The 22,462-nt window shown below is 45.5% G+C and carries 21 protein-coding genes and 2 tRNA genes; 4 read left to right on the top strand and 19 right to left on the bottom strand.

What is annotated here, in order from left to right; translation table 11 throughout:
• The first annotated feature begins 103 nt into the window (after positions 1–103).
• Positions 104–1,075: a polyprenyl synthetase family protein gene (locus QE357_RS17400; RefSeq protein WP_106637409.1), complete on the top strand. Its 972-nt coding sequence runs from the start codon at positions 104–106 to the stop codon at positions 1,073–1,075.
• A gap of 104 nt (positions 1,076–1,179) precedes the next feature.
• Positions 1,180–1,719, top strand: a complete 540-nt coding sequence (locus tag QE357_RS17395; RefSeq protein WP_106637394.1) for a DinB family protein — start codon at positions 1,180–1,182, stop codon at positions 1,717–1,719.
• 180 nt (positions 1,720–1,899) lie between these two features.
• Here the strand turns inward: QE357_RS17395 and moeB are convergent, their stop codons facing one another.
• The 10 genes from moeB to QE357_RS17345 form a co-directional block, all read right to left on the bottom strand.
• Positions 1,900–3,021 carry a molybdopterin-synthase adenylyltransferase MoeB gene (gene moeB, locus QE357_RS17390; protein ID WP_106637395.1) on the bottom strand — a complete coding sequence of 374 codons (1,122 nt, stop codon included), beginning with the start codon at positions 3,019–3,021 and terminating at the stop codon, positions 1,900–1,902.
• Between the two features lie 362 nt (positions 3,022–3,383).
• Positions 3,384–4,772, bottom strand: coding sequence for a PQQ-dependent sugar dehydrogenase (locus QE357_RS17385; RefSeq protein WP_309710135.1), 1,389 nt, complete (start codon positions 4,770–4,772; stop codon positions 3,384–3,386).
• Between the two features lie 209 nt (positions 4,773–4,981).
• Positions 4,982–6,745 carry an aspartate--tRNA ligase gene (gene aspS / locus QE357_RS17380; protein ID WP_309710132.1) on the bottom strand — a complete coding sequence of 588 codons (1,764 nt, stop codon included), beginning with the start codon at positions 6,743–6,745 and terminating at the stop codon, positions 4,982–4,984.
• A gap of 167 nt (positions 6,746–6,912) precedes the next feature.
• A complete protein-coding gene (locus QE357_RS17375) occupies positions 6,913–8,613 on the bottom strand; it encodes a hypothetical protein (RefSeq protein WP_309710128.1) in 1,701 nt (566 codons plus the stop codon).
• A gap of 227 nt (positions 8,614–8,840) precedes the next feature.
• A complete protein-coding gene (locus QE357_RS17370) occupies positions 8,841–10,412 on the bottom strand; it encodes a hypothetical protein (RefSeq protein WP_309710125.1) in 1,572 nt (523 codons plus the stop codon).
• Positions 10,405–11,175 (bottom strand): methyltransferase domain-containing protein, encoded by a 771-nt coding sequence (locus tag QE357_RS17365; RefSeq protein WP_309710122.1) that lies wholly within the window; start codon positions 11,173–11,175, stop codon positions 10,405–10,407. The genes QE357_RS17370 and QE357_RS17365 overlap by 8 nt, the downstream gene beginning before the upstream one ends.
• Before the next feature lie 5 nt (positions 11,176–11,180).
• The gene (locus tag QE357_RS17360; protein WP_106637401.1) at positions 11,181–12,095 is read right to left on the bottom strand and encodes a glycosyltransferase family 2 protein; all 915 of its coding nucleotides are present in this window, start codon (positions 12,093–12,095) and stop codon (positions 11,181–11,183) included.
• Positions 12,096–12,120: 25 nt separating this feature from the next.
• Positions 12,121–13,206, bottom strand: coding sequence for a DegT/DnrJ/EryC1/StrS family aminotransferase (locus QE357_RS17355; protein WP_309710119.1), 1,086 nt, complete (start codon positions 13,204–13,206; stop codon positions 12,121–12,123).
• The gene (locus tag QE357_RS17350) at positions 13,203–13,571 is read right to left on the bottom strand and encodes an FdtA/QdtA family cupin domain-containing protein (RefSeq protein ID WP_309710115.1); all 369 of its coding nucleotides are present in this window, start codon (positions 13,569–13,571) and stop codon (positions 13,203–13,205) included. The genes QE357_RS17355 and QE357_RS17350 overlap by 4 nt, the downstream gene beginning before the upstream one ends.
• Positions 13,572–13,945: 374 nt before the next feature.
• Positions 13,946–14,944 carry an SMP-30/gluconolactonase/LRE family protein gene (locus tag QE357_RS17345; protein WP_309710112.1) on the bottom strand — a complete coding sequence of 333 codons (999 nt, stop codon included), beginning with the start codon at positions 14,942–14,944 and terminating at the stop codon, positions 13,946–13,948.
• 190 nt (positions 14,945–15,134) lie between these two features.
• Between QE357_RS17345 and QE357_RS17340 the strand changes: the two genes are divergently transcribed.
• Complete coding sequence (locus tag QE357_RS17340) at positions 15,135–16,208, top strand: AI-2E family transporter (protein WP_307141147.1); 1,074 nt, start codon at positions 15,135–15,137, stop codon at positions 16,206–16,208.
• Positions 16,209–16,252: 44 nt separating this feature from the next.
• Here the strand turns inward: QE357_RS17340 and QE357_RS17335 are convergent, their stop codons facing one another.
• From QE357_RS17335 to QE357_RS17320, 4 genes are all read right to left on the bottom strand, one after another.
• Positions 16,253–16,450, bottom strand: a complete 198-nt coding sequence (locus QE357_RS17335; protein ID WP_106637405.1) for a hypothetical protein — start codon at positions 16,448–16,450, stop codon at positions 16,253–16,255.
• 320 nt (positions 16,451–16,770) lie between these two features.
• Positions 16,771–16,845 (bottom strand) — tRNA-Val (locus QE357_RS17330).
• Positions 16,846–16,873: 28 nt separating this feature from the next.
• Positions 16,874–16,948: transfer RNA gene (locus QE357_RS17325), tRNA-Val, on the bottom strand.
• A 266-nt stretch (positions 16,949–17,214) separates the two neighbouring features.
• Positions 17,215–17,895: a M15 family metallopeptidase gene (locus QE357_RS17320; protein WP_106635655.1), complete on the bottom strand. Its 681-nt coding sequence runs from the start codon at positions 17,893–17,895 to the stop codon at positions 17,215–17,217.
• Positions 17,896–18,038: 143 nt separating this feature from the next.
• Between QE357_RS17320 and QE357_RS17315 the strand changes: the two genes are divergently transcribed.
• Complete coding sequence (locus QE357_RS17315; RefSeq protein ID WP_106635363.1) at positions 18,039–19,274, top strand: nucleoside recognition domain-containing protein; 1,236 nt, start codon at positions 18,039–18,041, stop codon at positions 19,272–19,274.
• Positions 19,275–19,815: 541 nt separating this feature from the next.
• Here QE357_RS17315 and QE357_RS17310 read toward each other — a convergent pair.
• The 5 genes from QE357_RS17310 to QE357_RS17290 form a co-directional block, all read right to left on the bottom strand.
• A complete protein-coding gene (locus QE357_RS17310; RefSeq protein WP_309710105.1) occupies positions 19,816–20,409 on the bottom strand; it encodes an N-(5'-phosphoribosyl)anthranilate isomerase in 594 nt (197 codons plus the stop codon).
• 147 nt (positions 20,410–20,556) lie between these two features.
• On the bottom strand, positions 20,557–20,916 hold the full coding sequence (locus QE357_RS17305; protein ID WP_309710102.1) for a hypothetical protein: 360 nt from the start codon (positions 20,914–20,916) through the stop codon (positions 20,557–20,559).
• An 89-nt stretch (positions 20,917–21,005) separates the two neighbouring features.
• The gene (locus QE357_RS17300) at positions 21,006–21,206 is read right to left on the bottom strand and encodes a hypothetical protein (RefSeq protein WP_106635366.1); all 201 of its coding nucleotides are present in this window, start codon (positions 21,204–21,206) and stop codon (positions 21,006–21,008) included.
• Positions 21,207–21,259: 53 nt separating this feature from the next.
• Positions 21,260–21,610, bottom strand: coding sequence for a dihydroneopterin aldolase (gene folB, locus QE357_RS17295; RefSeq protein WP_106635367.1), 351 nt, complete (start codon positions 21,608–21,610; stop codon positions 21,260–21,262).
• 33 nt (positions 21,611–21,643) lie between these two features.
• On the bottom strand, positions 21,644–22,414 hold the full coding sequence (locus QE357_RS17290; RefSeq protein WP_309710093.1) for a DivIVA domain-containing protein: 771 nt from the start codon (positions 22,412–22,414) through the stop codon (positions 21,644–21,646).
• Between the last annotated feature and the right edge of the window lie 48 nt (positions 22,415–22,462).

Here is a 22,462-nt window from a genome sequence, read left to right as displayed (position 1 = left end):
GAAAACGGAAGTTGATAACAGAAAGTTGCCTGAGCGAGTTAATTTTGAAAACCCAATTCAACCATCCTAAATAGGGGATGAATTGCTTCTGTTACGGATCCTTATGCTACTCAACGACTATACTGCTGCTATCGAGCAAACCATTGCAACTACCGAATACGGCCAATCTCCCATCGAATTATACGAACCCATTCAGTATATCATGAGTCTGGGCGGTAAGCGGATTCGTCCTTTATTGACTGTTATGTCGGCGGCTCTGTTTACGGAAAGCTGGCAGAAAGCCGTTCGGCCTGCGATTGGAGTGGAGGTTTTTCACAACTTCACGCTCATGCACGATGATATTATGGACAAAGCTCCGATTCGTCGTGGGCAACCTTCGGTGCACGAAAAGTGGAACGAAAACGTGGCTATTCTTTCAGGAGATGTGATGCTGGTTTCGGCGTATGAATTCATGACGGAGGTAGAAACGGCTCATCTGAAGGCCGTTTTGAAAAAGTTCAATCGGGCGGCGGCTGAAGTGTGCGAAGGACAGCAACTAGACATGAATTTCGAGAAGCGTTCGGATGTTACCAAGGCTCAGTATCTGGAAATGATTCGTCTGAAAACGGCTGTATTGTTAGGCTTTGCTCTGGAACTAGGCGGAATTATTGGTGGAGCCGATGAAGAAACCGGCTTATTACTCAAGAAACTGGGTGATGCCATCGGTCTTGGGTTTCAACTGAAGGATGACTTACTGGACGTATACGGCGATCCTGGCAAGTTTGGGAAGCTGGTCGGCGGTGATATTCTGGCAAATAAAAAAACGTATCTATTAATAGATGCTCTGGACAAAGCTGAAGGTGAAACGCAGGAGGCCTTACAATTTTGGTTATCCTCAGCGGATCATAATAATATCGAAAAAATTCAGGCGGTAACGGAGATTTATAATCAGTTGGGGGTTCGGGAAGCGGCGGAAGCAGAGATGAATCGCTGCTTTGAACAAGGATTCGAATACCTGAACGCTCTGAATGTTTCCGAAGAAAAGAAGAAACTGCTCAGCGACTTTTTCAAAAATCTAATCGAGCGGGAAAAGTAACCCAGGGAGCTATAAACAAAGAATCCGCTCGGATTGACCAAGCGGATTCTTTGTTTTATAACCTGATTTTTCGCTAGCTTTAGTTATCGATTAAAGGATTGAAAATGAAAAGGAGACAAGCGATTCAAACTTTAGTAAGCGGCTTATGGGCAAGTTCGGCATTGACGGCTCAGGCTTCTGCTAAAGAAGAAGCCTTTCAGAAAGAATTTAGCCAGGCCTGGAAACGCTCGCGTGAGTATACACTGACGATCTTTAATCAGATGCCGGAAGAACATCTGAATTTTAAGCCCATGCCTGAAATGTTCTCGTTTCGAATGCAGTTTGTGCATGGCATGATCTATACTACGGCTCAACTGGCCAATCGGGTAGGAGTGAAAGATCCTTATGAAACTGCTCAGGGCTGGAATCAGCGATCGAAAGCAGAGGTAGCAGCAGAGTTAAATCGTTTTTATGATTGGGTACAGCAAACGGTTTCAGCTTTAAAGCCCGAACAACTAAGCAAAATGCAGGAGTTTGTCGGCGAAGCTATCACTGGAAGACAGCTATGTTATGCTCTGGAAAATCATATCATCCACCACCGAGGTCAGAGCATTGTTTATTTACGCCTGAAAGGAATTACGCCAGAAGGGTACTTTGGCTGGTAAAGGAGGCGAGTTTAATGGAGTCTGAGGAGGTTGGATACAGCGTTAGAGAAAGTTTGATCCATTGCAGTTTCTTCATGACTATCCTAATTTTTTGAACTTCCCGAAAGCCTTAAACTTTCGGAAAGTTTTATTACTGGAGCAACTGAATCCATCCGTTGACCCTATCAACCTCCATCAAACCTAATACTTAGCCATTCGCATATCTACATCTTCGGCCCAGGAGTGGATGCCGCCTGCGAGATTAGATAAATTATCGTAACCGTGCTCATGAGCCAAATATTGAATCACGCTGGCTGATCGCATGCCGTGATGACAATACACCACTACCGGACGGTCACGAGGAACCTGATCAAAATTGGCTGGAATGGTTGCCATAGGAATTAACACAGCTCCGGGTAAGTGACAAACATCATATTCTTCCGGGTTTCTGACATCCAGCAAAAATGTATCCGGCTCGCGTTTGAGCTGACGAACTAACTCTACTGCTGATAATTCCGTAGGTAATAATTCATTTGCTGCTATTTTTCGGTTCGTTTTTAATCCTTCTTCAGCCAATGTTTCTGCGTCAGAGCGGCGTTTGAATTTCATTTTCCGCTGCGAATTTTCCAGTAAATCTACCAGTAACAACTCTCCCGACAGCACATTTCCAATACCCGTAATAATCTTGATTACCTCATTGGCCTGAAACATACCGATCATGCCCGGGAGAATTCCCACTACGCCTACTTCCGCACAATTAGGAATTTCCAGACCGCTGGGTGGAGTAGGAAAGAGGCAACGGTAGGTAGGACCTAAAATACCTTCTTTGACATAGTTGAATGCCGAAACCTGGCCCTCGAAGCGGTGAATGGCTCCGTAGACAAATGGTTTTCCCTGCAAAACGCAGATGTCATTAATCAGATAGCGAACGGAGAAGTTATCCGTGCAATCCACCACGATATCGAACCCATCAATGATGGAAGCGGCGTTTTCTGAAACTAGATTAGTTGGGAAGTATTCGTATTCAATCAAATCATTCAGTCGGCGAAGACGATTGGCTGCTACGGTGGCTTTGGGACGAGCGACGTCAGCTGACTCATAAAGTACCTGACGTTGCAGATTCGTTTCATCAACGGTATCTCCGTCGACAATGCCAATGGTACCTACACCCGCTGCAGATAGATACAAAAGCACCGGGCAACCCAGTCCTCCAGCACCTACCACCAACACGCGGGCACTCTTAAGGCGTTCCTGTCCTTCGGGACCCATTTCGGGTAAAAGCAGGTGTTTTTGATATCTCTGTTTTTCAGCGGAAGAAAGCATACGCACAACTGAGGGTAAAATGTAAAAAGATGAGCAGCCCTAAAAAATACATTCCCGGGACTTGAGTTTTCAGTTTTCAGTTGGAAAGAGAAAATTTATAAAGGTAGAGAATACTCGTATGAGTTGAAAATATAACCCCGGAGGGGTTCAACATGAATAGCCCCGGATGAAATCCGGGGGGGAGATAAATAAACCTGTTCTGGCGGACGCGGTTTTGTAGATAGCTTCTGCCTGAATACCCCTAGTTTGAATACCCCCGAATAAATAATCCCCAAACGAAAGAAATCATTTAACCCTTCGGCAATGCTACTTATAGCATTGAAAACTGAAAACCGCAGACTGAAAACTATTGATACTGAAAACTACTGAACAGCAATTCGGTAAATATATCCGGGGTCTTCGACGGCAATGTAGGCATAACCGTCCGGTCCTATGCTAACGTTCCGAACGCGGCCAATATTGGGGAATAGAATTTCTTCCTTCACTACTTTATTATTCTTAATTACGCAGCGATTCAGGTATCTAAAACGCAGCGAACCAATTAATAAGTTGCCCTTCCAGGCTGAATATCGATTACCCGTGACCAGAGCCAATCCGCTTGGAGCAATAGACGGAACCCAGTAATGCTGAGCCTGCTCCATGCCGTCTTTGGCTTTCAGATCAGTAATGACCTTTCCGTCATAGTTAATCCCATATGAAATAACCGGCCAGCCGTAGTTAGCTCCTTTCCGAACCATATTCAACTCATCACCGCCACGGGGACCGTGCTCGGTTTCCCAGATCGTTCCCGTGGCTGGGTCGATTAATAAACCTTGTGGGTTGCGGTGACCCCAAGAGTAAATGGTACCCTTCGTTTTATCCTTAAACGGGTTGTCATTTATTGGACTACCGTCGTCTTTCATCCGGTGAATTTTCCCTAAATCGCTATCCAGATTTTGCGGATTTGTTTTTTCGCTCCCGCGTTCTCCAACGGTTACAAAGAGATAGCCATTTTTATCAAAAGCCATTCGTGAACCGTAGTGGTGACGGGTTTTGGAGTAAGGTAATGCTTCGAAAATAATCTTCTGATCGCTCAACTGGTTACCTTCCAATTTAGCTCGCATGACCGCTGTTGTAGATAATTTTCCCTCGGGAGCATCTTTGAACGCCGAATAAGAAAAATACACCCAATGATTTTTAGCAAAATTCGGGTGTAAAGTAACATCTAGTAATCCGCCCTGACCTTGAGCCAATACTTCGGGTCCGCCGCTTACTTCCGTCTTATGCTGTTTGGAATCGACCAAATAAATCTTCCCGTTTCGGTCGGTTACCAGCAGGTTTCCATCGGGCAGAAAACCCATGCCCCAGGGATTATCCAGTCCAGAAGCTACGGTATCGAGTCGGGCCGTAAACGCTTCAGTTTTAAAAATATTTGATTTGGGTTTGTTGTTAAAGCTGTAGCGATTCCCTTTTTCAATACTCGTTTGAATCAACTGAGCAATGCCTTCAATCTGAGCGGGTTTTAGGGTACCTTCCCAGGCTGGCATGCCAAAATCGGCGTAGCCTTTGCTGATACTGGCGATGAGTTCGTCCTTGCTGGTGCCATGTTTCCACTTGCGGTCTACAAAGGCCTGCACATCACCGTGGCAACTGGAACAGAGCGTTTTAAAGGTCGTTTCGGGTGATTCGGGTGGGGTAGGTTGAGATAAATTAGAAAAACTTAGGCCCGTAACAGTCAGGACTGAAGCAATCGTTAAGTATCTGAAAATCATAAGGAGGAGAGGTTATGTCTTTTTGCTCTGACCAAAAATAAGGATTTACTAATAAATTAAAAGGAGAGAAGACCTAACTGAAGATTCTGAAGAGCAAGAAGGCTAAAACAAAGAAAACCCATTCCAGCCGAACAACTGAAATGGGTTTAATAATAGAATAAGATTCAAAGCATAAGTAACTCTAAACCCTAAATACGAAAATTACTAACTTACAAAACGGTCTTGATTTTCAGCTCGTCCATTTGCTTAGCTGCGATGAGCGAAGGACTGTCAATCATGACATCGCGACCCGCGTTGTTTTTCGGGAAAGCGATGAAGTCACGAATGGTATCGGCACCTCCGAAAAGCGAGCAAAGACGGTCGAAACCGAAAGCGATACCCGCGTGTGGAGGGGCTCCAAATTCGAAGGCATTCAATAAGAAACCAAACTGATTCTGAGCTTCTTCGGGCGTAAATCCTAGCAGATCGAACATACGTGACTGAATGTCTTTCTGGAAAATACGAACCGAACCGCCGCCCACTTCCACTCCATTAATCACCATATCATAGGCATTAGCCCGAACTTTACCGGGATCGGTAGCGATCAGAGCCATGTCCTCTGGCTTGGGGCTGGTGAAGGGGTGGTGCATGGCGAAGTAACGATTTTCTTCTTCACTCCACTCCAATAAGGGGAAATCAACGACCCAGTGAACGGAATATTCATCAGGGTTACGCAGACCCAGGCGGTTACCCAGCTCCAGACGTAATTCGTTGAGTTGCTTCCGAGTCTTATCCGCTCCGCCAGCCAGAATTAATAACAGATCGCCGGGCTTGGCACCGAACTTCTCGGCCCAGGCTTTCAGTTCGGTCTCCGAATAGAATTTATCAACCGAAGATTTAACGGAACCATCGGCATTTACGCGGGCGTAGACCAGGCCTTTCGCTCCAACTTGGGGGCGTTTTACCCATTCCGTTAATTCGTCGATTTGCTTACGCGTGTATTCCGCACAACCGGGAGCGGCAATACCTACAACGAGTTCAGCAGAATCAAAAACGACGAAATCTTTACCTGAAATCAGGTCAGTGTCTTCACCTTTCAATTCTACGAATTCCATACCGAAACGAATGTCTGGTTTATCAGAACCAAAGCGACGCATAGCTTCTGAATAAGGCATGCGAACGAGCGTTTCGGGTAACTCTATATTTTTGACCGTGCGGAATAAATGACGTACCAGTCCTTCAAACGTGTTCAGCACGTCTTCCTGCGTAACAAACGACATTTCGCAGTCGATTTGCGTAAACTCAGGCTGACGGTCAGCCCGTAGATCTTCATCCCGAAAACACTTCACAATCTGATAATAACGGTCAAAACCCGATACCATCAATAATTGCTTGAACGTTTGGGGTGACTGGGGCAAAGCGTAGAATTCACCGGGATTCATACGGCTGGGCACGACGAAATCGCGGGCCCCTTCGGGCGTCGATTTAATCAGAACGGGCGTTTCTACTTCGATGAAGTTTAGCTCGTCGAGATACTGACGCGTCCGACGGGCTACCTGATGGCGAAGTTCCAGGTTCTTGCGAACGATGCCCCGACGAAGATCTAGGTAACGATATTTCATGCGAATATCATCGCCACCGTCGGTTTCATCTTCAATCAGAAAGGGAGGTAACTTGGCGGGGTTCAGTACTTCCAGTTTTGCCACCTTTACCTCGATATCACCCGTAGGTAGATTAGGGTTTTTCGCTACCCGCTCTACAATCGTTCCTGTAGCAGAAACGACGTATTCGCGACCCAGAGAACGGGCCGTTTCGAGAACAGAAGCAGCCGTTGACCCTTCTTCAAAAATTAACTGTGTAATGCCGTATCGATCCCGCAGGTCGATCCAGATCATGCCTCCTTTATCGCGGATGCGTTGCACCCAACCGCACAGGGTTACTTCCTGTCCAGCCTGGGTAAGGCGGCCTTCGCCGCAAGTTTGTGTACGTAGCATAACATGACAGGATAGAATGACATCCCATTTCGTGCCGCAAAAATAGGGATTTTAAAAGGGTTCACTGCCATTCTGTGAATGTTTACAAAAAAGCAGGATAGGAATGTCGATTATTCCGTTGAAGGCCGGGGCTGAATCCGGCCCTGAAAAAGGGGAATGTAGGTAGATTAAGGAATACTATCTTCGGTTGGTGGAGCGGGAGGCGTAACGTCCAAATAACGATCGGTACGAACGAAAATGCGAACGTCATCCACTGTTTTGGCCAGTGTATAATACTTATCGATGAAAGCTTTTAACTCGGGAAAAACGTGGTATCCGTAACGTTTGGAATCGGTTAACCAGGTAGAATTCTTTCCAACGGCATCAAAGAAAACCGGGGGAACGGTGCGGGTAATGTTACGGATGTAACGTTCCCGGTGTTTGGCCTGATGGGCCGCATCACCCAGTACGCAGCGGATGGTGTGATTATCGCAAACCCCCATGGGCATTTGCGTTTCAACGTTAAATCTCGGAGCCCAGCCCCAAACCACGAGGTATTCTCCTGCTCTGGCGTAGGTTAAAGCTACCTGTGAAGGCTCCGAAATATCCATCTTAATATGACCAAACGGAACCTGATTAAAGGCCTGATTCATTCGGCTCAGCGAAGCTGGAGCATGGGTATTTTTATAAATAATGGAAAGCACTACCAAACTCGTGAACACGGCAGCGTAAACGGGCGAAGGCCAGCGGTCTATCACCCAGGCAGCCAGTAAGCTACACGGCGTCAATAGGTAAAGCAGGTAGTGAATAAATTCGTTACCGGGCTTAATAATAGCGTATAAGCTAGCTAAAACGGCTCCGATAAAAAAGAGTAACAGGGATCGGTTTGAGTAGCGGGTTGTGGGAACGAAAAGTCCGCCCATAACCGCTAGCAGAATAATGGCCAGGTAATATTCAAAGTCCGTAGCCCGATGCACATAGGCAGGGAATAAGGAAACGTAATGAGCAAATGAGCCGCCAGCCGAATACGTGAGGTTACCTAAGAAATAGAAGTAAACAAAATCATCAAAAACGCCAAAAGCGAACGTCAAGGCAATGACTAAAGCAGGAAAACTGATCCCGCCTAGAATAAAGAGAAGTAAGGTTTTTCGGAACGCTGCCGCCGATAAAGCAAAGCGGTTTTGAAAAAGTCCGATCAGGGTAGCCAGAATAATGACTAAGGCTGGAGGCGTTCCCTGAAGTTTCGCAAAGGGAATAAGGCTACATAGGAAAGTCAGAAGAATCAAATCTCCCGGAGAGGTAAATCGTTGCAGCTTCCAGATGCGGGAATATTGCCAGTAACTCAGGCCCAATAATGCCAGGGACAACTGCTCGTTGGTGGCGTGAAGGAAGTCATAGTGTAAAGCAAAAGCCAGAAAAGCGACCATGGGAAACGTGGCAATTCGGGCGGTTTGGGCGGAAAAGAAATTAACAATAGCCCCATACGTGCTTAAGACGGTAACGATGAGACAGAAAAAGCCCGTCCAGCGGAGTGACATGAAATCCAGAGCGAAACCAAAATAGGCGGGAATGGATGCATAGTACGATGACAAAGGCCCCATCGTAGCCCCATCTACTGATTTCCAATAGACCTGGTGTTTGGCTAGGGTAATGGATTGCGAAAGGAGCTGACTTTCATCGGCGTTCATTTCATGATTAAAAAACAGAATCAGGATTCGGTTAATAATCAGAAAACCAATCAAAAAGAAGAGTAATAAGGTATGTTGCTTTTTTGATAAATTCTTCGAAAAACCAGCTCTAGCCCACAGAATTCCCATGATGACCAGACTGAGCCAGCTTAAGATTTCCCAGGCGTGGCGGGACTTCAATACGGAGTAAAAAAAGGACATAATATCAAGAAGATCGATAAATTGGGTAATAATTGACGTGGGCGTTACGCGTTAACAACTGAAGGGATTTACTCCGAATAATCGCCAATACTCACAAAGAAACCATCTGCATCAAGATTTTCAAAATCCTTTACCATTATGAAATTCTAATGACAAAGGCCGGTGCCTGAAAAGCGACCGACCTTGTTAACCGAATAAAATGGAATCAGTCTCGTTACCTTCAAGTCTTATCGCATCCGCTTGTAAATCCGCACGTTTTCGGTTTGCTTCAGGAGTTCGTAATGTTGCTGAATGTAGGTGCCAATCTCAGGAGTAGCCTCGTGTCGTTCTTTTTCAGAGCCGAAATAGGTGAGAGAAGTGCCGCAGACATCGACAAAAATCCGGGGCTTGTTTTCTTCCATATCCTTTAAAAAGTCAACCACGCGGGCGTCGTGTAGAGGACTGGGATAAAAGATGCCAATCGTATATGGATAGCGATGGCCCATCGGACGCTCGGCGTATACATAGACCCGATCAGCCCAGCCCCAGAGAACCATTCGGTCGTCGGGATCGCTGTTCTGTTTGATGATTTGAGCAACTTCGTGAGCCAGCTCGTCGTGGTCGGGTGGGGGGAGGGGTGTCCGATACCAGAGATTCCAGACAGCCTGCACGCCTCCGAAAAGGATTAGTAAAAGCGTTAGTTTCTGAAGTAAGGATTTCTCTAAATCCCGCCCCCAGATGCCAATGACCAGCGTGAAAAAGTAAGGAACGTATAAGGCGTAATGATGGAAGTTGTTACCCGACTGAAGAATGGCGTAATAAGTGGTTAGTAACAAAGCCAGAGCCAGCCAATCGAGGGCAGTTTTGGTTTTGCGGAAAAAATGCAGGAGCAGAAGGCCAACGGCTGTAAATAATCCCGCCGCAAGCCATCGCATGGAATAATGCGTGAGACTCAACTGTAGAAAACGGATGGGGCTGAAACGCTGAGCGGTCGTGAGTTTCGAGAATTCGTCGGTATAACTGTAATAAAAATAATAAAGGAAGTAATGATTCCAGAAAGTTTCCAGTTGTCCTAAGCTGCTGTAATAGAGAACAAAACCCAGACTGGGTAATAGACCGCCCAGAAGCAGCAACAGCACCACTTGCCAGTTCTTCCGCTGAATCCAGCTAATCCCCGCAAAGGCGGCAATAACGATTCCCATCGGAGCATTCTGGAATTTGGCGTAGGGCAAAAGACCGAGTATAATCCCTAAAAACAGAGCAATCCAGGGAGTAGGCTGATTAAGCCAGCGAATACACATCCAGACCGCCAGGGCCAGCATCCACATGCTGGCAACTTCGGAGTTATAACCTACATGATCGCCATAACTCGTCGTCCCGATAAAGCCTGCCAGAGCCAGAATAAGCACATACACCTGCCCGGATCGCCAGCCTAACACCCGTAAAGTTTGGGCGAGAAAGTACAGGGTAACGCACCACAAAAAAATACCTATCAACTCCGCACTCATGTAACTAATGGGCATGCCTAGCAGACTGCCCAGCCAGAGCGGAGCCACCGTAAAAGGACGACCATCGGTATAATTTAGCCAGGTCCAGAGGGTATCGCTGGCTTTTCCAATGGTTAAGGTGCTGTTAAGCCAGGTGCTGGTATCGACGTTAGGTTCGTTATGCAGAAGGTTAGCCGAACGAGTAATAAAGATGGCCCCGAACAGAGCTAGTAGGGAGAAATAAATGTTTCGGTTTCGACCCTGATATTGCCAGGCGGTATAAAACAGAACGATCCAGTTGAAAATCAACAGGAATTTAATCAGATCAGTCATGGGGAGAATCCATTACGGTAAATACCGAGCTTCCCAAAGGGGCCAGCGGAAGGATCAGTTCTTCCAGCTTCATTAAGCCATTGAGGGTGTGATTGATGGGGGCGGCGGGTAAGGCCACATCTGAGTTTAGGTTTTCAGTTTTAACCCAGCCACGGCTGAGTTGAAAATTCTGCCAGCTACGCACCAGTGCAATCGGTGGAAATAATACTAAACTCCAGTAACCACCCTGACGAATCCGCAAACCAACCTGCTGAGCATAGGTTTTCAGATCTGATAAAACAAACCGTCTGTGAATGTTCAGGGCGGCGGCGTGCGTTCCACCTAGCCAGTTAAAAGCATTGTTATTCGAAATAAAAATACCACCTGGACGAAGTTTGCGGCGAAACTCGGTCAACACCTTAACGATCTGTTCTTCGCTCAGATAACACAGCACATCATCGCAGACGATGACGTCGAAAGTTTCGCCAGGCTGGAAGGAAGCAATATGAAGCAGGTTATGATGCTGTACCTGAAAGCCGCGTTGCCGGGTAAAGGCTACGGCATCTTCTGAAGCATCCAGTCCCTGAAGCTCGGTGTATCCGCGTTTTCGTAGCGATTCCAGTAAGCCCCCCGTGCCACAGCCTGCATCCAGAACTCGAATATCTTTCTGCTCACCAAAGTGTTTTTCAATGGCTCGCCCTACGCGTCTGTGTAAGCTTTGATACCACCACAGGGACTGTTCAGTGGCGTGCATGCGTTCGTATTCCTGTCGTTTGCCAATCATGCGGGTTACAGAAGCGTTTTCTTAATCACGTATTGAGGTAACCCGTTCTGGGTCATGAAAAGCTTTCCAACGTATTCACCCACCAGGCCCATCGCTACCAACTGAATGCCCCCTAAAAACAGTACGGTTACCCACACCAACTGGTCGGTTTCGGGTAAATGTTTGCCAATTAAAGAACTAGTTACTTCGAAAAATCCCAATAGGAAAGAAACCACAATGAGCAATAATCCGGTATTGGTAATGAGTCGAATGGGGCGGGGAGAATAACAAAACAGAATGTTCAGAAACAGGGAAATTAATTTACGCAACGTATAACTAGACCGACCTTCCTGACGCTTGGAGTGTTGTACTTCTACTTTACCCACATTTCGGGTAACTCTGAAAATCAACCCATCGAGGTAAGGGTAAGGGCCTTTATACTGAATCATTTCCTGAACGACTTCCTGTCGGATTAACTTAAAGCTCGACAGGTATAAATCGCGGGGTTTGTCCAGCAACCAAGTGGTCAACTGGTTCACTAGTGAGCTGCCTGTGTTCCGAAAAAGGGAATGCTGTTTACTTTCGTAATAGGAATAAACTACGTCATAATCACCGCGTTCGGCCTCTTCAACGAGCTTAATGATTTCTGAAGGTGGATTCTGAAAATCATCATCCACCATGACGCAGTATTTTCCCGTAGCAAAATTCAGTCCGCACATCACGGCATTGAATTCTCCGAAATTTCGACGCAGAGAAATGAATTTCACCGTTTCAAAATCCTGAGCCAGTTTTGTACACACGGCTTCAGAAGTATCGGGGCTACCGTCGTTGACTAATACAATTTCAATAGCATATTCCCGCAAGGTCGTCAGAATACGTTCGACGAGCGGAGCGATGGTTTTCTCACTTTTATAAACGGGAATAATAACGCTAATGTCCATGTATCAAAAAGAACGAACCTTAACCTTAGCAGGCATTTACTGCCGCAATGATCTGGCTAACTTCTTCGTCGGTAAGGGTTGGATATAAGGGTAAACTAACAACCTCGCGGTGAAGTTGTTCGGTAAGGGGTAAAGAAAGGTGACTGAATTCCTGATACGCCTTTTGTTGATGGGGAGGCACGGGGTAATGAATCATGGTCTGAATGCCCAAGGCCTGTAATTCTTTCATGAAAACGTCCCGACGGGGGTGCCTTACCACAAACAAATGCCAGGCATCCTGATGACAGGTTTCGGCTGGGGGTAATTGAACGTCAGGATTCGTTGTTTCTGATAGAAAACGTTGAGCAATGGCTTGCCGACGCTGATTATCATCATCCAAATAAGGAATTTTTACCCGTAATAAAGCCGCCTGTAATTCGTCGAGCCGGCTGTTTACTCCTTGCATTTCATTGTAATACTTTACTTCTGAGCCGTAGTTACGAAGCAAAAAAATCCGGCGGGCCAATTCGGGATCACTGGTGGTAATGGCTCCGGCATCGCCCAAAGCACCAAGATTTTTGGTGGGATAAAAACTAAAAGCCGCCGCGTCGCCAAGGTTACCTACTTTTTTTCCCTGATACGTAGCCCCATGAGCCTGAGCGGCGTCTTCAACAATTCGGAGATTATACTTTTCAGCTATCTTCCGAATGGGTTCCATGTCGCAAGCTTTTCCGTACAAATGAACCAGTAAAATGGCCTTCGTTCGTTTGGTAATATGCTGCTCAATTTGCTGCGGGTCAATGTTATAGGTAGCAAGATCGGGTTCCACCAGTACGGGCGTTAAACCAGCATTGGTAATTCCCAGAATGGAGGCAATATAGGTATGAGCGGGAACCAGTACTTCGCTATCAGCGGGCAATTGCAAAGCTTTAAAAATAAGCGTAATTGCTTCCAGACCGTTGCCTACACCCAGGCAATGGCTAGTACCGCAATATTGAGCCCAGTCGGCTTCAAAGGCAGTTAGTTCTTTTCCGAGAATATACCAGCCAGAGGTAAGCACGCGTTGGGCCGCTTCGCTTAGTTGAACTTCGTAGGGTCGGTTCACCCGTCCCATGTCGAGGTGGGAAATCATGGTTTTTGATAAAAGTAATCGTCTAAGTCGTAATAATAATTAGAGAGGACCAGCAAGACAGACCCTTTCGAGAATTGGTCCATCAGGAGCCAGTCGGCAGGTTCAACGACCAGACATTTCTGTGGGGTGCTTAAATGAAAAGAAGCCGTTCCGTTGACGTTTGAAATTTCAATACGGCAACTACCATTCAGGCAAACCAATGCCTGATGAGACTGTAAATGTCCGTGCTTAGCTCGCTGGGAATTTGGCGGTACCCCATATACGAAAAAAGCACGTTTAATATCGCCAGGCAAAATTTTCTCAAATACGCTTAAGTAGCCCACTTTATCGGTTCCGAAGGTATTCAACTCCAGGAGAGTTGCCATGAATAAGTACTAAAGTCTTAAAGTTTATTAAGATAGATGCATGGTGGTGGAGAGGAATCGTCTCCTAAAATTGAGTGATATAATTTGTAATCAAAACATAAACCTTAGTTTAAGATTAAAAAAATGTTTTATATGCTTGAATTTCAGGAAACTAGTTTTTTAAATATTTACCTAGATGGAAAAATAAATTCATCGAAATTTAGCCGTCTAACACCGAAGAAATAAGGGGATTAGTCGCAGGTGCTTAAAAAGACATTAGAAATCGAAAGCCGTAAACATTGCTATTTTTAAAGATTAGATATTAATTTATAATTATACTTTAATTACGTTTAGTATAACTCAGTTATTACCTAACATCCTACTAGGTAATTTAATCATCTTGCTGGAACAGATACTCTAACTCGACAGATGTAGTTTTCAGCCGTCAGATACATATAACCGTCTGAACCAAAGCTGCAATTCGAAGTAGCCGTTTTGAATTCTAGTCTTCCTAACAGTTTCCCCTGAGCATTCAGAATAAGGAATCCACCGCCACCGGCTGCATAAAGGTTACCAGAAGCATCGGTACGAATTCCGTCAGGGGCTCGTTTCAATCCCTGTTTGATCAAAGGAGTGAAATCGTAAAAAATGCGACCTTTTCCTACCGAACCATCGTTCTGCAAAGGATAGGCCATGATATAAGGTTCGCTATCGTCGGACTGAGCAACGTACAAAGTTTTTTCGTCCGGCGAGAGAGCGACACCATTTGGTCTTTTCAGGTTGTTAATAATCTGGGTAACTTTTCCGCTGCTATCTACCCGATAGACGCCGAAGGCATCCATTTCCCGACTGGGGTCCTTTTCTTTCTGAGCTAATCCGTACGGTGGATCGGTGAAGTAATAAGCTCCCGAGGAGTGTTCGCACACATCGTTTGGGGAGTTGAATCGCTTTCCTTCCCAGCGGTCGGCGAGCGTATATTTTCCGCCTGTCTTCATGGGCATTCGGGTTAATCGTCGGTCGCCGTGTTCACAGGCAACGAGTTCTCCTTTCGCATTAATCAGTAAACCATTAGAGCCGGGTTCATCGCTGTACTCACCTCGTCCGGTATAGCCGGATGGAGATAAAAAAATGCTCAGGCCATCCTGCGGGTGCCAGCGGTAAATTTTATTCTGTTTTGTATCAGAAAAGAAAAGGCAACCTTCGTTTTTCGACCATGCGGGGCCTTCTGCCCATTTAAAACCAGAGGCGACTACCTCAATAGTAGCCTGAAGCGGAATAATCTGATCAAATGCTGGATCTAGCCGAACGATTTTTCCCAGGGTTGGGAATTCCTGAGCAGTAGTGACACCGGAAAAGAACAGACTGACGCAAAGAATGGATAAAAGCTTTTGCATAAAGTATGGGTAGAAGGTTGTTTAGAATAAAGTTGAGGCCTTAGTTTTAGCAGAAAAGTAAAGTAAAAAATCCTGCCTGTTGAGGAGAAGGAAGGGTTTGATTCAAAGGAAAGAGGGCAGGGGGTTGAAGAAGGGGTACATTTTTTTTAAGTATAATGTACAAGTTCATATACGTAACCTTCCCTTATTCATGCAAACGATTACTTCTGAACAAAACACATCCGAGGAACGGCCTTATACCTTTACTCAGCGAGTAGGCATAACGGTCGGTATTACCATTTTCCTAATTCTGCTTACCTTATTACTAGGCTTTAGCTTTGACATTTTATTACTCATCACCGCTTCCTTATTAATTGCTTTACCGCTGCGGGCTGCTGCTCGCTGGCTAAGTAAAAAGACGGGCTGGAAAGAAGGCATCAGTCTGGTTATGGTCGCATTAGTAACGCTGGGACTTTTTGTGGGAATGATCTGGATTTTTTCAACGACGATTGGGCATCAGTTCAGCGATTTAAAAGAAGGCATTCCCAAGGCCGTTGACAATTTTCAGCAAAAGCTTTCGCAGAATGAGATGGGCAGTAAAGTACTCGAAATGATTCCTTCCGAAAGCGAGCTTATGCAAGGAGGTTCTAAATGGATGAATCGAGCTACGGGCGTATTGTCTTCTACCTTTGGTACGATAGCAGATTTATACGTTATCTTTTTCCTGGCCATTTTCATCGCCGCTCAGCCCCGACTTTATCGTGAAGGTATTATTCTGCTCATTCCCAAAAAATCCAGAAACCGAGCGGGTGAAGTGCTGGATAAAGTAGGAGAGACGCTGGTGAAATGGCTGATGGGGCAACTGTTCTCTATGGCCGTAGTGGGAGTCCTAAGCTTTATAGGTCTATGGGCTTTAGGCATTCCTCTGGCGGGAGCCTTGGCTCTTTTTGCGGCTTTGGTAACCTTTATTCCTAACATCGGTCCCATTTTTGCCTTGATTCCAGCGGTGCTTTTCGCTTTAATGGACGGGCCCGAAAAGGCATTATATGTGATCCTGATTTACGTAGGGATTCAGGCGATTGAAAGTAATGTGCTGACCCCAATCGTGCAGAAACGTATGATTGATATTCCTCCCGCTCTGGTGCTGATTTCTCAATTAATCATTGGCCTTTTCACAGGCGTGCTGGGTCTGATTTTGGCCACACCTTTAATGGCCATGGTTATGGTCATGGTAAAAATGTTATACATTCAGGATACCTTGAAGGATGATTCGGTAGAAGTATAAATTTGCTGGCGATGGAGGAGATTAGGAATAGCCTGCTCCCTTGATTAACCTACAAAACCAGGAATGGCATCGGTAGTTTTAATCAATTCGTCCAGAGGAATCCGTAAGGTTACATCCAAAGTCTGGCACATGGCCATTCCTTCTTCAATTCCTGCCACCACCATCGGTTCTCCTCCATTAAGAATGGAATCCTGATTTTTGGGTTTATGGATTACCTGATCTCCAATCTGAATAGTTTCCATGACTGAATATTTTGATAGTTGCCATCAGCTGTTGATTAAAATACTGAACCAGTAATGATCAGTTGGACGTATCCTTCGTTGTTGAATGCGGAGTTACGAGTCGGATTCCCACCGCCGTGGTAAAGACGATTGTTGAGAATAAATGAAAACCCTTTGTATGAGAAGACAGAAAGGTTCGCGAGGGCCAGATTGTAGATTGAATGAGGCCAGGAAAAAACGGGCGTATTGAGGATGGTCACCTTGACGGATTCCAACCCTTATTGGCGAGGTATTAAGGCGAAAATAAAAAAGCCTCACTGAAAAGTGAGGCTTTAGAAGGGTGGGTGATGAGGGATTCGAACCCCCGACCCTCTGCTTGTAAGGCAGATGCTCTGAACCAGCTGAGCTAATCACCCGAAGGCTAGATTTGAAATAAAAATGAAGTGGGTGATGAGGGATTCGAACCCCCGACCCTCTGCTTGTAAGGCAGATGCTCTGAACCAGCTGAGCTAATCACCCTTATTTTTATTTCTGTTTCCCGTCGTTTGGGGTTGCAAACTTACGTAATGAAATGAGCCTTTCGCAAGTATTCGCTGAAAAAAGTTTAAAATAATTTTTATTGATCTGATAATCAGTATTTAATTTTTCAAAAAAGTTACGGCAGTAAAAATTAATGGATTTGTTTCTGCAGAGACGACGATTTATTACGTCTGGGTAGAATCCAATCTGTTACCTTCTTTTTAGTCCTCTTCGTAGTCAGAAGCGATAAAATCACGTCAACAAGACTACTCTTCCACGATGGTATATTTCAACTTTGCCTGGGCCAGACTCATGGCATTGAAGTGCCACCATTCGCTGGTGATGCCCATGAAGCCGCCCGCCTGCATGGCATCCCGTAAGATCTGTCGGTTTTTAACATGCTCTTTTGTGATTTTTCCCTGCCGAAGCATTTCATCCTCCTTACGGGGGTAAGCTTCATTACCAAAAAAATCAAAAGGAGTACCCATGTCCAAGGCTTTACCGTCGGCAGTGGCCACGGTTAAGTCAACGGCACAGCCGTAGTTATGAATAGAACCGCGAGTAGGGTGAGCCACGTAATTCGTACGGTATTTGGGAGCATATTGTGGTAAAGCTTCCCAAAGCTTCCACTGTACTTTCCGCGAACGAACGCCGTCGTACACCAGCAAACGATAATTCGGATGATTTTTTCGGAGGTGCTCCTGAGCTTTTTTTAGTTTCTGGGCCACGTCGGGTTGTAGGTAACAGCGAGTAATGCAGCCGTACACATCTTTCTTGACAAAGTTGTCTGTGGTCGAATATTTTAAATCGACCAATAAACTAGGGTCAACTTTTTGAATATCAACCAATCCGGCTTTTTCCAGATTTGCCTCGTCCGGGCAGGGAGCGGTGGTGAGCTTGGCAGGATTCGTGAGTAATAAAGTCAGCGAAAACAGAAGAAACTTCATGGAAATTTGAATTAAATCAGAATGATACACATAATACGGCCAGGAGGAGCTTTTGTTTTTCTTTTCCTGGAAAACTGGTTTTTAAGGCTTTTCAGCGAAATTCAGGCTTCCGAAAGCATATCGACTTTTATTAGTGTTTCCCCATGGCTCTTAATTACCTCTGGATTGGCTTCTTCATTGTTGCGTTTGTCGTGGCCCTTTTTAAGCTCATTCTCTTTGGAGACACTGAAATTTTCAAACTCCTCGTTGATGGCATGTTCGATTCAGCCGAGGTCGCGGTAATGAAAATTGCCTTGCCTCTGGCGGGTGTAATGACCTTTTTTCTGGGCATTTTGAAAGTTGGAGAGGATGCAGGAGCCATTGGTTTTCTGGCTCGGCGGATTGGTCCTTTCTTCAATCGACTTTTTCCCGAAGTACCGAAAGACCATCCGGCTCATGGGCAGATGATTATGAATTTTTCGGCGAATATGCTGGGTTTGGATAACGCAGCGACACCTTTTGGGCTGAAAGCCATGCAGAGCTTGCAGGAACTGAACCCGAACAAAGAAGTAGCTACCAACGCCCAGATTATGTTCATGACCCTGCACTCGGCGGGGCCGGTATTAATTCCTTTGGGAGTAATGGCTCAGCGGGCGGTGTACGGAGCTACAGATCCTTCCGACGTATTTATTCCCTGCCTGATTGCCACCTACGTAGCCACGCTCGTAGGGTTACTCTTCGTCGCTTTTCGTCAGAAAATCAACCTTTTAGATCGGGTAATATTGACTTGGTTGGGTGGCTTGACGCTCGCTATTGTAGCCTTGTTAGCTTACCTGAATACTCTTTCAAAAGAAGGGATTGAAACTTTCTCTAAAGTATTCAGTAACCTGATTCTTTTTGGTTTTGTACTGTCTTTTTTGATCGCTGCTTTTCGAAAAAAGATAGATGTATTTTCTAGTTTTATCGAGGGAGCCAAGGGTGGTTTTGAAACGTCTGTTCGAGTGATTCCCTATCTGGTTGGAATGCTGGTTGCCATTAGCGTACTGCGAAACTCAGGAGCTTTGGGGTATGTGGTAGAAGGGTTTCGCTGGGCTTTTAGTTACTTACCCATCCGAACGGAATGGGTGGATGCATTGCCGACCGCCCTGATGCACCCTTTAAGCGGAAGCGGGTCACGAGCTATGATGATTGATACGATGAAAACCTTCGGGGCCGATTCTTTTGTAGGGCGGTTAGCCTGTATTTTTCAGGGTTCAGCCGATACTATTCTTTATGTAATCGCTCTGTATTTTGGCTCGGTAAACGTCAAGCAAACGCGTTATACGTTATGGGCAGGTTTATTAGCCGACTTCGCCGGAATTGTTGCAGCTATTGCAGTAGGATACTTGTTCTTTGCATAAGAGTTTGGAGCGGCCGCCGCTGCGGTTTTGAGTTTTGAGTTTGGGAAGTGAAAATCCGTAAAGGTAGGGGAGTTGTTTAGAAATGGGAGGTATAACCCCGGAGGGGTTCAACATAGATAGCCCCGGATGACAATCCGGGGGGCGTATATAATTGCATGCTCCCGCCGCTGGCTGGTGTCTTCACCAGCCATTCATAAAGGCTTAATGGTTGGTGAGGACACCAACCAAGGCGGATGATTGCCCATCCGAAAAATCATAGCAATCAAGCATTTCAAGTAGAGACGCGATGAAGTCGCGTCTGGGTAAGAGGCGGTTTTACTAGTCAATCTATTCCCGCCCTGGGTGGTGAGGAAACCAACCAGGGCGGATGATTCCCAATCCGAAAAGGTATAATAATCAAGCAATCAAGTAGAGATATGACTTCATCGCGTCTCTACTGAAACAATGGATACAAATCGGCATACTTAGACGCCAAGAACAAGCATAGCCGCGAGATTATCCCGCGGCTATGCTTGTTCTTGACGCAATAACCCTTAACTAACTAAAAGTCTCCTTCTTCGTCCAGGCGTTCGAGAATGTCCATCATTTCACCAAATTCCTTAAAGCCGGGGCGGGTTTCTTCACCACCTGCGAGGGCAATACCTTTTACCGGAATCTGATCAATTACCTCCAGTACATTCATTTCGTTAATACCGAAAGCCAGTAGCGTTGGGTATTTATAGGCAAACTGATCCAGGTAACCCAGCGTAGGCGGGTCAATGTGGGCGAAGGGATCGGAATGGTCAATGAGGTAATAATCGGCTCCCCTTAATTCGGTGGGCAATCCTTCGGCCAAATCCAGTTTCAGAATAATGGGTAAGCCTAATTCTTTTACTTCTTCCACTAATTCTACGTGGCTGATTTGTAGCACATCGGGTTTATACTCCGCAACCAAAGCCTTAATCTGATCCAGATGGGGAGCATCGGTTTCTCCCACAATAGAAACCCCGGCCAGCCAGCCTCTGATTTCGTTGAAGCGATCCAATGCGATGGTATCCATTGAAAAACCCAGCCACTCAACGCCCATACCGGCACAGTAACGAGCGTCGGAAAGGTTAGTAATATTTGAAATTTTAACGAGCGTACGTAAAGTCATAGAAACAAAGAAGCCCTTATAGAAACTCCATTTTTTTGACAAAACTAGAAGATTTCCAGGAATCTGTCTTTACTCATTTCGGGTTAATGGACATAAAACAAAAACTGCCAGCTATCCACCGGCAGTAAGAACTTCCTATCAACAGCCTTATTCAATCTTTTCTCCTTCAAACTCCTGGCCTTGTACCCGCATTCGGTATTTAATGACTTTATGGTCAGCGTCTCGAATGAAAATAATGATCGCATGATAACCCGGTACATTAAACGTATCAGCTTTCGTGTCGGCTACTAACTGGCCTTTCCCCTGTCCGGTAGCTTCGCCCATCAGTTTATCGTCTTCGACACTAACAATCAAGTTTTCAAAAACGCCCTCAATGCCTTTGTATTTACCTACGTAGTCTTTCCAAACAAGGCTGTCCGCTTGAGCAATGGCTGCTGGGTTTGGGGGAGTGATGGCATGAGCCTGCATTCCACAGACCAGAAGGAATAGGATAAAAACAAATTTCATGGTTGTATGAATTGCATTAAAGATCCAAAGCTATTGAACCGAAGTAATACTTACATGAAAGATTTGAAAAGAGATTGTTAAGGAACTTCCTAGTGCTTTTTGGCATGAGGAATGATTTGCCAGCCGGGCGTATTATCGGCGTGGCGATGTACAATTTCAGCCGCTACATCTTCCAAAATTTCGGCGTTAGAGGTAAAATACAGACTTGGATGCGTCTGATCAGGGAAAGAAATTTCGAAATACTCGTTGTGAAAAGCCTCTTCTTTAGGGTCTACCAGTTGATAATCCATGGCTTAAAAAATTTAGTGTGACAGGCAGTCCATCACACTAAATTCATGCCAGCTTAACCCTCCAGTGTAATGCGGGAGCGTTCACAAACGCCTCCCACGGGTGGATTATATTTAGACACGGAAACCTTAATTTTTTCCACGCGAGGATAATGATCACGGATTCCCTGAATAATCTGATAAGCGATGTGTTCCAGTAACTTATGTGATTTTCGCATCAATTCTGCCACAATCTGATAAACGTCTGAATAATTAACTGTTTCGCTGAGTTTATCCGTAATGGCAGCTTGCTCAAAGTCAACGGTAATGATTACGTCGATAGAGTAGCGATTTCCAATTTTTTGTTCTTCCTCGTAAAAACCGTGGTAGGAAAAAAATTCCAGACCTTCTAAGGCAATTGTTCCCATGAAAAAAAGAGGAGCCTGAAAGCTCCCGATGATTTAGATCTTATCGAAGAAAGAACCTTCTTCTTTATTGACAGGTTCCGTCTGAACGGGTTGTTCGGGTTCTTCTACCTGAGCCTGCTCCGCAGCTATTACCTCGGCTACTGGCGTGGGTGGGGTTACTTCTTCCTGTATCTCAACCGGAGGTTCGGGCTCATCCGTTCCTACGTTTTCGGGTAGAGCCGCAGTGGTTGAGATGCCAGCTAATACTTCCTGAAGCTCAGCCGCTTTTTGCTCAAAAGGAATGGGTTGCGATTTTTCTTCGTATCGCTGAAGCCGTTCCAACGTTTCTGTAGCGTATCCTTTTAAATGAGAAATGAGTGTATCGCGGTATTTATCCATGGCCTTGATGTCCCGTTCGAGGCCTTTGAGTTCGTTTTCTGCTTCTTCAATGATGTAACGGGCCTTATTCTCCGCATTCATTCGCAGCATGTTGGCTTCTTTGCGAGCTTTCGAAAGAACGTCTTCCGCCTGTTGATTCGCTTCTACTACTTTTTTACTGGATTCCTCCTGAGCCTTGACTGCCATCTCCTGACTTGTCATCTGAGCAGTTTGCAGGGTTTTATAGAGGGTATTTTCCAGAGCTTTTAATTTGCTGAAATCATTTTCTGTACGTTCAATACGTTCATGAAGCAGGCGGTTTTCATCTAATAATCGCTCCCATTCCTGCGAAATGGTGGATAAAAAAGCATCGACGGCATCCTTATCATAACCCCGGAAAACGCGTTCAAAAGACTGCTTACGAATATCAAGTGGTGTAATTTTCATTGTCGTATTGGGCTGAAACTTGATTCAAACCAAAAATTAGCTCCTCGG

This window comes from Siphonobacter sp. SORGH_AS_0500 (genome assembly GCF_031453245.1).
Taxonomy (GTDB): Bacteria; Bacteroidota; Bacteroidia; order Cytophagales; family Spirosomataceae; genus Siphonobacter.
This window is presented reverse-complemented; position numbering and strand designations above follow the sequence as displayed.

What these genes read in the sequence shown, in the direction of transcription:
- QE357_RS17305 (WP_309710102.1), bottom strand. Translation starts at nt 20,916, where the DNA reads ATGAAATTTGTTTTTATCCTATTCCTTCTGGTCTGTGGAATGCAGGCT.
- QE357_RS17320 (WP_106635655.1), bottom strand. Translation starts at nt 17,895, where the DNA reads ATGAAGTTTCTTCTGTTTTCGCTGACTTTATTACTCACGAATCCTGCC.
- QE357_RS17350 (WP_309710115.1), bottom strand. Translation starts at nt 13,571, where the DNA reads ATGGCAACTCTCCTGGAGTTGAATACCTTCGGAACCGATAAAGTGGGC.
- QE357_RS17365 (WP_309710122.1), bottom strand. Translation starts at nt 11,175, where the DNA reads ATGATTGGCAAACGACAGGAATACGAACGCATGCACGCCACTGAACAG.
- QE357_RS17370 (WP_309710125.1), bottom strand. Translation starts at nt 10,412, where the DNA reads ATGACTGATCTGATTAAATTCCTGTTGATTTTCAACTGGATCGTTCTG.
- QE357_RS17395 (WP_106637394.1), top strand. Translation starts at nt 1,180, where the DNA reads ATGAAAAGGAGACAAGCGATTCAAACTTTAGTAAGCGGCTTATGGGCA.
- QE357_RS17355 (WP_309710119.1), bottom strand. Translation starts at nt 13,206, where the DNA reads ATGATTTCCCACCTCGACATGGGACGGGTGAACCGACCCTACGAAGTT.
- QE357_RS17360 (WP_106637401.1), bottom strand. Translation starts at nt 12,095, where the DNA reads ATGGACATTAGCGTTATTATTCCCGTTTATAAAAGTGAGAAAACCATC.
- QE357_RS17385 (WP_309710135.1), bottom strand. Translation starts at nt 4,772, where the DNA reads ATGATTTTCAGATACTTAACGATTGCTTCAGTCCTGACTGTTACGGGC.
- QE357_RS17400 (WP_106637409.1), top strand. Translation starts at nt 104, where the DNA reads ATGCTACTCAACGACTATACTGCTGCTATCGAGCAAACCATTGCAACT.
- aspS (WP_309710132.1), bottom strand. Translation starts at nt 6,745, where the DNA reads ATGCTACGTACACAAACTTGCGGCGAAGGCCGCCTTACCCAGGCTGGA.
- QE357_RS17315 (WP_106635363.1), top strand. Translation starts at nt 18,039, where the DNA reads ATGGCTCTTAATTACCTCTGGATTGGCTTCTTCATTGTTGCGTTTGTC.
- QE357_RS17335 (WP_106637405.1), bottom strand. Translation starts at nt 16,450, where the DNA reads ATGGAAACTATTCAGATTGGAGATCAGGTAATCCATAAACCCAAAAAT.
- QE357_RS17375 (WP_309710128.1), bottom strand. Translation starts at nt 8,613, where the DNA reads ATGTCCTTTTTTTACTCCGTATTGAAGTCCCGCCACGCCTGGGAAATC.
- QE357_RS17300 (WP_106635366.1), bottom strand. Translation starts at nt 21,206, where the DNA reads ATGGATTATCAACTGGTAGACCCTAAAGAAGAGGCTTTTCACAACGAG.
- folB (WP_106635367.1), bottom strand. Translation starts at nt 21,610, where the DNA reads ATGGGAACAATTGCCTTAGAAGGTCTGGAATTTTTTTCCTACCACGGT.
- moeB (WP_106637395.1), bottom strand. Translation starts at nt 3,021, where the DNA reads ATGCTTTCTTCCGCTGAAAAACAGAGATATCAAAAACACCTGCTTTTA.
- QE357_RS17345 (WP_309710112.1), bottom strand. Translation starts at nt 14,944, where the DNA reads ATGCAAAAGCTTTTATCCATTCTTTGCGTCAGTCTGTTCTTTTCCGGT.
- QE357_RS17290 (WP_309710093.1), bottom strand. Translation starts at nt 22,414, where the DNA reads ATGAAAATTACACCACTTGATATTCGTAAGCAGTCTTTTGAACGCGTT.
- QE357_RS17340 (WP_307141147.1), top strand. Translation starts at nt 15,135, where the DNA reads ATGCAAACGATTACTTCTGAACAAAACACATCCGAGGAACGGCCTTAT.
- QE357_RS17310 (WP_309710105.1), bottom strand. Translation starts at nt 20,409, where the DNA reads ATGACTTTACGTACGCTCGTTAAAATTTCAAATATTACTAACCTTTCC.